Annotated in this window: 12 protein-coding genes and 1 rRNA gene; 7 read left to right on the top strand and 6 right to left on the bottom strand. The window is 50.9% G+C overall.

Features of this window, described 5'->3' with window-relative positions; all coding sequences use genetic code 11:
- Positions 1 to 7: 7 nt before the first annotated feature.
- Positions 8 to 123, top strand: a 5S ribosomal RNA gene (gene rrf / locus ACQE3Y_RS18350).
- Between the two features lie 80 nt (positions 124 to 203).
- Here the strand turns inward: rrf and mobB are convergent.
- Together mobB and mobA are read right to left on the bottom strand one after the other, a co-directional pair.
- On the bottom strand, positions 204 to 710 hold the full coding sequence (mobB, locus tag ACQE3Y_RS18345; RefSeq protein WP_426982217.1) for a molybdopterin-guanine dinucleotide biosynthesis protein MobB: 507 nt from the start codon (positions 708 to 710) through the stop codon (positions 204 to 206).
- Positions 711 to 1298: a molybdenum cofactor guanylyltransferase MobA gene (gene mobA / locus ACQE3Y_RS18340; RefSeq protein WP_426982216.1), complete on the bottom strand. Its 588-nt coding sequence runs from the start codon at positions 1296 to 1298 to the stop codon at positions 711 to 713.
- A 74-nt stretch (positions 1299 to 1372) separates the two neighbouring features.
- On the opposite strand from mobA, the gene ACQE3Y_RS18335 reads away from it, so the two are divergent.
- The 4 genes from ACQE3Y_RS18335 to polA all read left to right on the top strand — a co-directional run bounded on the left by ACQE3Y_RS18335 (position 1373) and on the right by polA (position 6582).
- Positions 1373 to 1642 carry a YihD family protein gene (locus ACQE3Y_RS18335; protein ID WP_085069223.1) on the top strand — a complete coding sequence of 90 codons (270 nt, stop codon included), beginning with the start codon at positions 1373 to 1375 and terminating at the stop codon, positions 1640 to 1642.
- 74 nt (positions 1643 to 1716) lie between these two features.
- Complete coding sequence (locus ACQE3Y_RS18330; protein ID WP_426974889.1) at positions 1717 to 2703, top strand: serine/threonine protein kinase; 987 nt, start codon at positions 1717 to 1719, stop codon at positions 2701 to 2703.
- 26 nt (positions 2704 to 2729) lie between these two features.
- The gene (gene dsbA, locus ACQE3Y_RS18325) at positions 2730 to 3359 is read left to right on the top strand and encodes a thiol:disulfide interchange protein DsbA (protein WP_426982215.1); all 630 of its coding nucleotides are present in this window, start codon (positions 2730 to 2732) and stop codon (positions 3357 to 3359) included.
- Between the two features lie 436 nt (positions 3360 to 3795).
- Positions 3796 to 6582, top strand: a complete 2787-nt coding sequence (gene polA / locus ACQE3Y_RS18320) for a DNA polymerase I (RefSeq protein WP_426982214.1) — start codon at positions 3796 to 3798, stop codon at positions 6580 to 6582.
- Positions 6583 to 6973: 391 nt separating this feature from the next.
- Here polA and yihA read toward each other — a convergent pair whose 3' ends face one another.
- Positions 6974 to 7630: a ribosome biogenesis GTP-binding protein YihA/YsxC gene (yihA, locus tag ACQE3Y_RS18315; protein ID WP_426982213.1), complete on the bottom strand. Its 657-nt coding sequence runs from the start codon at positions 7628 to 7630 to the stop codon at positions 6974 to 6976.
- Positions 7631 to 8162: 532 nt separating this feature from the next.
- Between yihA and yihI the strand changes: the two genes are divergently transcribed.
- Positions 8163 to 8681: a Der GTPase-activating protein YihI gene (gene yihI / locus ACQE3Y_RS18310; protein WP_426974967.1), complete on the top strand. Its 519-nt coding sequence runs from the start codon at positions 8163 to 8165 to the stop codon at positions 8679 to 8681.
- Between the two features lie 246 nt (positions 8682 to 8927).
- On the top strand, positions 8928 to 10301 hold the full coding sequence (gene hemN / locus ACQE3Y_RS18305) for an oxygen-independent coproporphyrinogen III oxidase (protein WP_426974968.1): 1374 nt from the start codon (positions 8928 to 8930) through the stop codon (positions 10299 to 10301).
- Between the two features lie 44 nt (positions 10302 to 10345).
- Here hemN and ACQE3Y_RS18300 read toward each other — a convergent pair whose 3' ends face one another.
- From ACQE3Y_RS18300 to glnL, 3 genes are all read right to left on the bottom strand, one after another.
- Entirely contained in the window at positions 10346 to 10462 is a 117-nt protein-coding gene (locus ACQE3Y_RS18300) for a YshB family small membrane protein (protein WP_426974893.1), read from the bottom strand.
- Between the two features lie 97 nt (positions 10463 to 10559).
- Entirely contained in the window at positions 10560 to 11969 is a 1410-nt protein-coding gene (gene glnG, locus ACQE3Y_RS18295; protein ID WP_426974894.1) for a nitrogen regulation protein NR(I), read from the bottom strand.
- An 8-nt stretch (positions 11970 to 11977) separates the two neighbouring features.
- Entirely contained in the window at positions 11978 to 13027 is a 1050-nt protein-coding gene (glnL, locus tag ACQE3Y_RS18290) for a nitrogen regulation protein NR(II) (protein WP_426982212.1), read from the bottom strand.
- Positions 13028 to 13076 lie beyond the last annotated feature (49 nt).

Genomic DNA, 13076 nt, shown 5'->3' with positions numbered 1-13076 from the left:
GAATTTGCCTGGCGGCGAGAGCGCGGTGGTCCCACCTGACCCCATGCCGAACTCAGAAGTGAAACGCCGCAGCGCCGATGGTAGTGTGGGGCCTCCCCATGCGAGAGTAGGGAACTGCCAGGCATCAGATAACGACAGAGCCTCAGCGAAAGCTGAGGCTTTTTCGTATCTATTATTTGGCAACATAACACCAATGCCCCTTCTCAGGGACACTCTTTCAGCCATTGCACAATAAACCCGGCAATAGCTGTAGGCTCGTTCAGATCTAACAGCGGTACCGAAACATCAAGTGAACAATCACTGGCCACGGCGATAACATGCTCATCCAGCAGCTCCTTTATTTCTTCCTCGCTACGATCGCGGCATAAAACAATGCGCGGGATCGGCTCATCTTTAAACCCCTCTACCAAAATCAGATCTAAAGAACGCTTATCCATGCGACTTATCAGGAAATTAAAATCTATTGTCTTGTTATCCGGCGTTTCAGTCATTAATGCCCAGCGTTGCTGACTGGCGACTAACACCTGATCAGCACCCGCTTTGCGTAATTCATAACTATCTTTACCGGGTATATCTATATCCATATCGTGATGCGTATGTTTGATAAGTCCTGGCCGGACCCCTTTTTCTTTTAATAAAGGGATGAGCTGCTTAAGCAGCGTTGTTTTTCCGGTTCCGCTCCAGGCCGCGATAGCCAGTATGGGCAACATTTAGTGCTTCCCCTCATAATGTGCTAATTCTTCTGGCGTATTGATATTAACGAAAGCTTGCTCATTATCGTTAAATAACACGGCATGTCCGCCCACCTGTTGTAAAAAATGCATTACTCTTCGCTCGCCGCTAGCCAGGTAAAGGGCCAGTTCAGACATGACCTGACGATTAATTAAGGCCAGCGCAGGATGATCGCGTTGATTTGAACGTACCCATACTGCGGGTGCCTGCTGTTTCTGCTGCCAGAGGCGTATAACATAATCATCGGGTATGAATGGCGTATCGCAGGCGGAGAAGGCGAGCCACGAACTATCGATTTGCTGAAACGCGCTCAACATGCCGGCTAGCGGCCCAGGATAGTCGGGCAATACATCATTAATAATGCGCAGCTTGCTCTGTTGATAATGCCTCAGGTTGCGGTTCGCGCTGATACTAATGTTGTCTACCTGCGGAGCCAGCCGCTGCCAGACATGCTGCCACAAAGGTTTTCCCTGTAGCAGCAATTGCGCCTTATCCTGTCCCCCCATACGGCTACTACGTCCTCCGGCAAGAATGACGCCAGATATTGTTTCCCGCTGCTTGCTCACGCGCAAACCCTCTCTTTTATTGTGGGAATAACCCTGCTAACGTAGCATCCAGTTAACCATTATGGATAAACTTTATGAAATACCATCGACTGAATGAACTACTGGAACTGCTACAACCGGCCTGGCAAAGCGAGCCGGATCTTAACCTGCTGCAATTCTTACAAAAACTGGCGGACGAGTCAGGCTTTGACGGTCCCTTGTCTGCATTAACCGATGATATTCTGATCTATCATTTAAAAATGCGTGGTGCAGATAAGCAAGAAGCCATTCCCGGCCTTAAAAAGGATTACGAGGAAGATTTCAAAACGGCGTTGCTGCGCGCACGCGGCATAATTAAGGATTAATCTTCTGCGCTTTCTGTCGTGCTGACCGATCAATGTTATTCTTACCCGCTGCAGGCACTGAACAGAGATGCACGATGGAAAATACCGCCTTTCATTTTCACACCCTCAATCCTGATACTATTGTTGATGCGCTTTGGGATGCTGGTTTGCGCGTCGATTCCGGGCTAACCGCACTTAACAGCTACGAAAACCGCGTCTATCAGTTTTCTGATGAAGAGCGGCAGCGTTATGTCGTTAAATTCTATCGCCCGCAGCGCTGGAGCCGTGCCCAGATTGAAGAGGAACATCAGTTTGCGCTGGAGCTTCAGCAGGATGAGGTGCCGCTTGCTGCGCCGCTGATACTCAACGGTAGTACATTGCAGCAGCATGATGGCTTTTGGTTTGCGGTATTCCCCAGCCTTGGTGGTCGACAATACGAAACGGATAATGACGATCAGCTTGAGAGCGTAGGTCGCTTTCTGGGACGCATCCACCAAACCGGCGAACGTAAGCTGTTTACGGCTCGCCCTGACATAGGGCTGCAGGAATATATTGAGGAGCCCGCACAAATCTTACAGGAGTGTCGACTGATCCCTTCTTCGTTACGAAATGATCTCAATACGAGCATTGCGGCGTTGAGGAGCACTTTACAGACATATTGGCATTGCAGTTGGACGCCGTTACGCCTGCATGGCGATTGTCATCCAGGTAATATCCTGTGGCGTGACGGACCGCTTTTTGTTGATTTGGACGATGCCCGCAATGGCCCTGCGGTCCAGGATCTCTGGATGCTGATAAGCGGCGATCGTCAGCAGCAGCGTATCCAGTGGGATATTCTGCTGGAGGCGTATGGTGAATACAGAGACTTTGATATTAACGAATTGTCATTAATTGAACCTTTACGCGCTATGCGCATGGTTTATTATCTGGCGTGGATTGTTCGTCGCTGGCAGGATCCTGCTTTTCCGCGTAGCTTTCCGTGGATGACGGAAGAAGATTTTTGGCGCAGGCAAATTGCGTCCTTCAGAGAGCAAAATACCGTATTACAGCAGCCGCCCCTGCGGTTAATGCCTGAATATTGATGTTTGATTATGGAGAGAGTCTCGAAATGAAAAAATTATGGCTTGCGCTGGTCGGTGTCGTACTGGCGTTCAGTGCCTCAGCTGCGCAGTTCACCGATGGTCAGCAATACGTTACGTTGGATAAGCCGGTAGCCGGTAAGCCTCAGGTAATGGAGTTTTTCTCCTTTTTCTGTCCTCACTGTTATCAGTTCGAAGAAATTTACCATGTTGGTGATGCCGTAAAAAAAGCCCTGCCGGAAGGTGTCAAAATCACCAAATATCATGTTGATTTTCTTGGTGGCGACCTGGGCCCGATCATGACGCACGCCTGGGCAGTTGCGATGGCGCTGGGTGTTGAAGAGCAGGTTACCGCGCCTATCTTTGAAGGTATCCAGAAAACCCAAACGATTACCGATCCTGCCAGCCTGAAAGAAGCCTTTGTGAAGGCCGCCGGGATTAAACCAGAAGAATACGATGCGGCCTGGAATAGCTTTGCGGTAAAAGCGCTGGTTGCTCAGCAGCAGAAAGCGGCAGCGGATGTCGAACTGCGCGGTGTACCGGCAATGTTTGTTAATGGCAAATATATGGTTAACAACGGCGGGCTGGATACCAGCTCAATGGATAACTTCGTTCAGCAATATGCCAATGTCGTAAAATTCCTGCTGCAAAAGCAGTAAAAACGATCTAAAAAAGACGCCGGGTTATCCCGGCGTTTTTTTATTCCTGACGTATACTTTCCCGCAGTCTCTGTTGAAAAAATAAGCAGGGAGTGGCGGATGATTTCGTGATTAAATTAATAAGACGTCGGTGATCAAAAAAGGATCGCTGATATTTATATCCACATTTGATCTATTTTGACTTTTCCACTGACAGGATCGTTTTCTTGATCCAACAGGTTGATAAGAAAAGAATAATTTTTACCATATATTGTATATTTACGTAAATAACAATACGTTAGCAATTTTGCACACAAAGTTATCCACAGGTCATCAGGCAAATTCCGCTTAGCGTTTTCTGAGCTTTCCCTAAACTTCCGTCCAGGTTATTTCATATTTATCCGTATCATGTGGCATCCTTATGCCATACCAACGATCATCCTGGAACGTGAAACTTATGGCTCAAATCGCAGAAAACCCTTTGATTCTGGTAGATGGATCTTCCTACCTTTACCGCGCTTACCATGCTTTTCCGCCGCTCACCAACAGTGCCGGGGAACCAACCGGAGCAATGTACGGCGTGCTGAATATGCTGCGTAGCTTGCTGCTGCAGTATCAACCCAGCCATGTAGCGGTAGTCTTTGATGCAAAGGGCAAAACCTTCCGTGACGCATTATTTGAGCACTACAAATCTCATCGCCCGCCTATGCCGGATGACCTTCGTGCGCAAATAGAGCCTTTGCATAATATGGTGCGTGCGATGGGCTTGCCGCTGTTAGCGGTTTCTGGCGTAGAGGCTGACGATGTTATCGGCACGCTGGCCCTTCAGGCGGAGAAGCAGGGACGTGCGGTGTTAATCAGCACCGGCGATAAAGATATGGCGCAGTTGGTTACGCCGAATATCACTCTGATTAATACCATGAATAACGCCATCCTCGGACCGGATGAAGTAAAAGAAAAGTTCGGTGTTCCGCCTGAGCTGATTATTGATTTTCTGGCTCTGATGGGTGACGCATCCGATAACATTCCGGGCGTCCCGGGCGTGGGTGAAAAAACCGCACAGGCGCTGTTGCAGGGGCTGGGCAGCATTACGACGCTTTATGACAATCTGGATAAAATCGCTGACCTTAGCTTCCGTGGCGCGAAAACCATGGCGGCTAAACTGGAGCAGAATAAAGAGGTTGCGCTGCTCTCCTATCAGTTAGCAACCATCAAAACGGATGTAGAGCTTGATATCGGCTGCGAGCAACTCACCGTTAACGAGCCGGACGTAGAAACGCTGCTTGGCTTGTTCCGCCATTATGAATTCCGCCGCTGGATTACCGATCTGCAAGAAGGGAAATGGTTGCAGGGACGGAAAAGTAACAGCGGCGCACAGAAGGCGGTAGAGGAAGCAGCAGTGCCGCAGCCGGAAAGCGTCAGCGTACTCTCTTCGGATGGCTACGTAACCATCCTTGATCAGGACACATTCGATAGCTGGCTGGATAAGCTGAAACACAGTTCGCTGTTTGCCTTTGATCTGGAAACAGACTCGCTGGATACCTTAACCGCCAATATTATCGGTTTATCCTTTGCCGTAGCGCCAGGCGAAGCCGCTTATTTGCCTGTGGCCCATGATTATCTGGATGCGCCGGATCAGCTGGATCGGAATGCGGTGCTGGCACAGCTTAAGCCGCTGCTGGAAGATAAAAGCGCATTGAAAGTCGGTCAAAACCTGAAGTTCGATCGTAGCGTCTTAAAGAACTATGACATCGAGCTGGCCGGGATTAAATTCGATACCATGCTTGAGTCCTATATGCTGAATACCGTCGTCGGTAAGCATGATATGGATAGTCTGGCAGCGCGCTGGCTCAACCATAAAACGGTGACCTTCACCGAGATCGCCGGAAAAGGCAAAAATCAGCTCACCTTCAACCAGATCGCTCTGGAGCAGGCGGCACATTATGCGGCAGAAGATGCAGACGTTACGCTGCAGCTGCATTTAAAAATGTGGCCGGAGCTGGAAAAAGAGGCGGGCCCAAGAAAAGTTTTTGAAGAGATCGAAATGCCGCTGCTAACGGTGATCTCGCGTATTGAACGTAACGGCGTATTAATCGATCAGCATATCCTGGGCAAGCACTCACAGGAGCTGACCGCTCGCCTTAAAGAGCTGGAAGAGAAAGCGCATGAACTGGCGGGCGAGCCGTTCAATCTCTCTTCCACTAAACAGCTGCAAACCATTCTGTTTGAAAAACAGGGCATCAAACCCACCAAAAAAACGCCGGGCGGCGCGCCATCGACCAGTGAGGAGGTCCTTGCAGAGCTGGCGCTGGATTACCCATTGCCCAAAGTGATTCTGGAGCATCGCGGGCTCTCTAAGCTGAAATCAACCTATACCGATAAGCTGCCGCAGATGATTAATCCACGGTCAGGGCGGGTGCATACCTCTTATCAACAGGCGGTAACGGCAACGGGGCGTCTTTCTTCGACCGATCCTAACCTGCAAAATATTCCGGTGCGTAATGAAGAAGGGCGACGTATCCGTCAGGCCTTTATCGCGCCAGAAGGTTGCCGCATCGTAGCGGCTGACTATTCGCAGATCGAGCTGCGTATTATGGCGCATTTGTCACAGGATAAAGGACTGCTGACTGCTTTTGCGGAAGGTCAGGATATTCACCGGGCTACGGCTGCAGAAGTCTTTGGCGTCAGCGTTGATAAAGTGACCAACGAGCAGCGTCGCAGCGCCAAGGCAATTAACTTCGGTTTGATCTATGGTATGAGCGCGTTTGGCTTATCCCGTCAGCTGAATATTAATGCGGGCGAGGCCAGGCTGTATATGGAGCGCTATTTTGAACGCTATCCGGGTGTGCTGAAGTATATGGAAAATACGCGCCAGCAGGCTTCTGAACAGGGTTACGTCTCGACGCTGGATGGACGTCGGCTGTGGCTGCCGGATATCAAATCCGCCAATGCGATTCGTCGTAAAGCGGCTGAGCGTGCAGCGATTAACGCGCCGATGCAGGGCACGGCGGCAGATATTATCAAACGGGCCATGATTGACGTGGACGCCTGGTTGCAGGAGCCTGATGCGCCGCAGGTTACGATGATTATGCAGGTTCACGATGAACTGGTATTTGAAATCAGGGAGCAGGACGTGGAAAAGGCCAGCGCAAAAATTCGTCAGCTCATGGAAAACAGCATGAAACTGGATGTTCCGTTGCGCGTAGATATTGGTGTCGGTGATAACTGGGATCAGGCGCACTGATCCGTACCAGAGTACGCTGGTGTTGCGGCATAATCAGCGCGCCGCGCGCCTGGCCCGATTGCGCCATACCGTTACTTAAATGCTAACGTTATGGCGCTTAAACACTTTTTTGGTAATTAAGCTACATTCATACGCTGTTTATGTGACGCCTGTTAAGAAAAAACGGCGGTTTTATGAAAATTAACTACAAAAAATTCTTTGTCGGCCAGAAAAAATCAGGTAAAGTTTACGGCGTAGGGTACAGAGGTAAGATGTTCTATCTTTCAGACCTTTTACTTCACGTAATCGGATTTGGCTGAATATTAGCCGCCCCAGTCATTTTGTGACTGGGGCGTTTTTTATTGGGCGTTCGGTAAAAATGGATGCGTAATCCGCTACGCATCCTGAAGGGTTATTGCCCCTCTTCTGAAGATGGCACTTCTTCCTGCGCGCTAAACCAGCTATCCAGCTTAAGCCGCAGTTTATCCACGCCAATTTTCTTCAGAGAAGAGAAAAGCTCTACCTGCACATCGCCCATAAAGGCCAGTGAGGCTTCGCGCACCATATTCAGCTGACTCTTACGAGCGCCGGATGCCAGCTTATCGGCTTTGGTTAACAGCACCAGTACCGGTATTTGGCTTTGCACTGCCCATTCAATCATTTGCTGATCGAGATCTTTAAGCGGATGACGGATGTCCATCAATACCACCAGACCTTTCAGGCACTCGCGTTTCTGCAAATATTCGCCCAGGGCGCGCTGCCATTTACGCTTCATCTCTTCCGGGACTTCAGCGTATCCGTAACCAGGTAAATCCACCAGACGTATGCCGTCAGCGACCTGAAACAGGTTGATAAGCTGGGTACGGCCAGGCGTTTTACTGGTGCGCGCCAGGCTTTTTTGGTTAGTCAGCGTATTAAGGGCGCTGGATTTACCCGCATTAGAGCGGCCTGCAAATGCCACTTCAATACCCACATCAGCCGGAAGGTGGCGAATATCGGGGGCGCTGGTAACAAAATGGGTGACGTGATAATTCCAGCCAGACAAAATAGTGACTCCTGAAGAGTTCATTGGGTTTAATGGCGTGATTATACCCTTAAAGCACGTAAAGCGCTTCCTGGTACAGTTGACTAATAAAATTGTAAGATATTTGCCATAACTATTGCCAGTTATTGACGTTTTTAAACGCCATTCAAATAAATATTCTAAATAAATTCAAACTGTTACTCGGAAGGGTGTGAAAAAGAGTCCAGGAAATCCCTTAGGTACCTTGTTAGTTTTACTTATTCGTCTAAAGTAATTCACAGAGTTTGGATGGCTCACTTCAGGATGAAGCGCTCACGGAGTAGTCAGGAAAACAGAGAGCTGGGAACAGGACAAGGTGCGTTGGAATGCGCCGTCAGGGAAAAGGAAACGCTCAGGACGAGAGCGTAATGCACATGGAAAAACCGGGATGTTGACTGCAGCAGGGATGTAAAGGAAGGTTGTCCTTCTACGGAAGGTACGAAAAAAGGCGACAGGGTGACCTGCCGCCTTTTTTCTTTGTGCGCTTTCTGCTAGATTCCGCCGCAATTCTATACTAAAGAAAAACCCCGGATAAACGATCATGAAACCTGCACGTAAGCCACAAAGTAGCGCTGCGCCAAAAGTAAAACGCAAATCGCACGAAGATAAAAATCAGGAAGCGCGCGATCGGAAGCGCGATAAAAAGCGCCGCGGCCATGCAGCAGGTAGCCGCGCGAACCCTGTTATGTCTCAGAGTGACAAAAACAGCGCGGCCAAAGAGAAAGATCCGCGTATTGGCAGTAAAAAACCGGTGCCGTTATTAAAAGAAGGCGTTGCGGTCACGGCAGCGAAACCGATCAAGAAGGCGCCCGTTGAGCAGAAGCCTTTCATGGAGCCGGCAGATGAACTGGCGATGCTGGAAAATGATGAGCGTCTTGACGGGCTGCTGGATCGCCTGGAGAACGGCGAAGTCTTATCAGCAGAAGATCAGGCCTGGCTCGATCAGACGCTGGATCGTATTGATGTGCTGATGGAACAGCTCGGTATCGGTCTGGACGATGATGAAGAAGATGAGGCAGATGAAGATATGTATCGTCTGCTGAAAGGCGAGAAATAAGCTCGCTGACCTAAATTGACGGGAACGGGCGCTGGCTTTGCTCCCGTCAGTCAGGTATTCGACTATGTTTTGGCCTGGATCAATTATCGCCATTCTATTGGCATGTTATCTGTTTTGGCTGTTTGTTAAACTACGCCGTCTGACGCAGCTGAAATCACGGTTGCGCCGTGCTACCGCTAACCGGCAGCGCCAGGCCTCCTTGCCCTTGACGCGGCCCGTAAGGCGTCGTAAATGGAAGGAGTGAACATGCCAATGCCGTTAACCGAGTGGGATCAGGCCCTGATCGAAAAGTACAACTATGCCGGGCCGCGCTATACCTCTTATCCCACCGCACTGGAGTTTAACGAAGGCTGGAGCGAAGCGGCATTTCAGCAGGCGGCCCAGCGTTATCCCACGCGACCTCTTTCCCTTTATCTCCATATTCCTTTCTGTCACCGCCTTTGTTATTTCTGCGGCTGTAACAAGCAGGTAACGCGCCAGTCGCATAAAGGCGATCGTTATCTGGATGTCCTGGAACTGGAAATCCGCCAGCGTGCTGCGCTATTCAGCAACAGAACCGTTACCCAAATGCACTGGGGCGGCGGAACGCCAACCTGGTTAAGCAAGGCGCAGCTGAGTCGCCTGATGGCGGTATTGCGGGAATGTTTTCACTTCAACAGCGAAGTAGAAATTTCCATTGAAGTTGACCCGCGTGAGCTGGAATTAGATGTGCTCGATCACCTGCGGGCGCTGGGCTTTAACCGTCTGAGTATGGGCGTGCAGGATTTTAATAAAGCGGTGCAGGAGCGTGTCAATCGCGTTCAGGACGAAGGCTTTATTTTTGCGTTGATCGAACGCGCGCGCAAACTGGGTTTTACCTCCAGTAATATCGATCTGATTTACGGCTTGCCGATGCAAACGCCGGAAAGCTTCGATTATACGCTGCAAAAAGTGGCCACGTTACGGCCCGATCGCCTAAGCGTTTTCAATTATGCGCACTTGCCAACGCTGTTTGCCGCTCAGCGTAAAATTAAAGATGAAGAGTTGCCCACCCCGGCGCAAAAGCTGGTAATCCTGCAGCAAACTATCGCTACCCTGACCGCGCAGGGTTATCACTACATTGGTATGGATCATTTTGCCCGGCCGGAAGATGAACTGGCTATCGCCCAGCGCGAGGGGAAACTTCATCGCAATTTCCAGGGCTATACCACCCAGGGCGAGACCGATCTGCTGGGAATGGGTGTCTCGGCGATCAGTATGCTGGGAGACTGTTATGCTCAAAATCAAAAAGAGCTGAAGGCATATTATGCCAGCGTGGAACAGCAGGGCAACGCGTTATGGCGTGGCCTGACGCTAAGCCAGGATGACTGCCTGCGTCGTGACGTTATCAAGTCGCTTATCTGCAACTTTTCGCTTTCTTTTTGCGACATTGAAGCGGTTAACGGCATAACCTTTACCGACTATTTTGCCGAGGATCTGGCTTTGCTTGCGCCTCTGGCCGCCGATGGGCTGGTGGAGATTCAGAAGAGCGGGATACGGGTTACGCCAAAAGGGAGGTTGCTGATTCGTAATATCTGCATGTGTTTTGATATCTATATGCGACAGAAGGCGCGACAGCAGCAGTTTTCTCGCGTGATCTAATGATGCGGCACAGCAAAAAGGCCGGTATGCGCCGGCCTTTTTAATTAACTGAAAAAACTAACCATTACGGCACATAGCACCGCCGCTAAAGCGGTTTGCGGTGGATGGCCGATAGCTGCATCGCCTGCAGCGCTCAATGAAACCAATAGCGATTCGAGCATGATAAGCCTCCCGATAACCGCTCAAAATGATACTGAACGGCATCGAGGTGTAAAGAGCAAAGCATAAAAAATTGTGCAAAAAATATGCTTTTCTTGCTTACTCCATTCCCAGTTCTTTCAGTTTACGCGTCAGGGTATTGCGTCCCCAGCCGAGTAAGCGCGCCGCTTCCTGCTTGTGTCCTTGCGTATGGCGTAGTGCCGTGGTCAGCAAAGTGCGCTCCATTTCCGGTTGCGCCTCAGACAGCAAATTTTGATGACCGGAACGCAGCGCGCGATCGGCCCACTGCGCTAACAGTGTGGCCCAGCTATCGGGCAATGATTGTACTGCCGTATCGCTGGTGGTGCTTTCAAACAGTTCCGGCGGCAGATCCTGGATCAGTACCTCCTGACCGGCAGCCATCACTGTCAGCCAGCGGCAGGTATTCTCCAGCTGTCGTACGTTACCTGACCAGTGCAAACGTGTCAGTGCCGCTTCAGTCTCAGGATGCAGGATCTTGGCCTCCACACCCAGTTCACGCGCGGCAACCTGTAAAAAATAACGCGCCAGCCGGGGAATATCTTCACGTCGCTCACGCAGCGGCGGCAGATGTACGCGGATCACATTCAGGCGATGGAACAGGTCCTCCCTGAATTTGCCTTCCTGTACGCGCAGCTCCAGATTCTGGTGCGTGGCCGCAATAATACGCACGTCAACCTTTACCGGCGCATAGCCACCGACACGATAAAATTGCCCGTCCGCCAGCACACGCAGCAGACGTGTTTGCACATCCAGCGGCATATCGCCGATCTCATCCAGAAACAGCGTACCGCCGTCCGCCTGTTCAAAACGGCCCTGACGGATCTGATTTGCGCCGGTAAATGCGCCTTTTTCATGGCCGAACAGCTCAGACTCAATCAGGTCTTTAGGGATCGCCGCCATGTTCAGGGCGATAAAGGGAGCCTTAGCACGCGGGCTGTGGCGATGCAGGGCATGCGCTACCAGCTCCTTGCCGGTCCCCGACTCGCCATTAATCAGCACGCTAATCGACGAGCGTGAAAGCCTGCCGATAATACGAAACACATCCTGCATCGCTGGCGCTTCGCCAATAATATCGGTTGTCGGACCGCTGACCGGTCGGTCTCGTGGTTGCTGCTGCTCCTGATAATGGCTAATTGCGCGTTCAACCAGCGCGACGGACTCATCAATATCAAACGGCTTGGGCAAATAATCGAAAGCGCCCTGCTGATAAGCGCTCACCGCCGCATCCAGATCGGAGTGGGCGGTCATAATGATGACCGGCAGCATCGGATGCCGCTGTTTAATTTGTTTTAGTAACGCCAGGCCATCCATTCCGGGCATACGAATATCTGACAATAAAACATCTGGGGTTTTGCTTGCGAGTGCTTCCAGCACGTCGTTGCCACTCTCAAAAGTGGCGCAGCTTAAACCAGCTCCCGTAAGTGCGCGTTCAAGTACCCAGCGGATGGAGCTATCGTCATCGACGATCCAAACTATCCCTCGTTGCATAGAAACCTCTACTTACGAATCGGCAGGTAAATCGAAAATTCGGTATGGCCTGGCCAACTGCTAAATTCTATTTTTCCGGAATGTTGATCGATCAGGCTGCGGGCAATGGAAAGCCCTAATCCGGTGCCGCCCTCTCTACCGCTAACCATGGGGTAAAACAGCGTATCCTGCAGCCTTCCCGGTATGCCTGGTCCGTTATCTTCCACATCGATGCGCGCCACCAGCCGGTAACGGGTACCGTGCAAAGTAAGCTGGAAAGCGGTGCGGGTGCGCAAGGTAATGGTGCCGCCTTCCTCGCCCAGCGCCTGTAACGCATTACGGACTATATTCAGTAAAACCTGTTCTATCTGATCGGGATCGTGGGGCAGTTCCGGCAGGCTGGGATCGTAATCACGTACCAAAGAGATGTTGTCCGGCAGCTCCATATTGACCAGGTTAACCACACGCTCCGCCACCTGATGAATGCTTTGCGTGACGTGCATACCGGGCTGCTGCGGCCCTAACAGACGGTCTACCAGATTACGCAGCCGATCTGCCTGCTCAATAATGACTTTGGTATATTCCGTCAGCGACGGCTCGGGCAAGGCTTTAGCCAGTAGCTGTGCGGCGCCACGTAGCCCGCCCAGCGGATTTTTAATCTCATGGGCCAGGCCCCGAACCAGATCGCGGGCGGCAACCTGCTGCGCATGCTGGATCTGTTCCTGACTGAGGCGGCGTTGATTATCCATCGGCGCCATTTCCAGCAGGATAAGACCATCCGGCAGTCGCTGCGCCGTTAATGACATGATATGGGCGCGCCCATCCACTACCAGCGTTACCTCGCTGTCGGTAAACCCCTGGCCAGCGTCAAGGCTTTCCTGCATAACAGCGATATTTAAAGAGAAATAGCCAATCAGTTCAGGCAACGGCGTGCCAAAAAGCTTACGGGAACTTTGTGCTAACAGCTGCTGTGCCGCTGGATTGGCATAATGAATAACCAGCTCGTTATCGATCAGCAGGATACTGTTAATCAGGGAATTGAGAATCTGCCCGGCATCGGGCAACAGGCCAGTTGCCATACAGCGTTCTCCTGCACCAAATCAGTGCATTATAGTTTCAGGTTCGATA

It is taken from the genome of Pantoea sp. FN0305 (assembly GCF_050113845.1).
In the GTDB taxonomy this organism is placed as follows: Bacteria; Pseudomonadota; Gammaproteobacteria; order Enterobacterales; family Enterobacteriaceae; genus Mixta; species Mixta alhagi.
The sequence above is the reverse complement of the archived record's forward strand: the minus strand, read 5'-3'. Positions and strand labels throughout refer to the sequence as shown.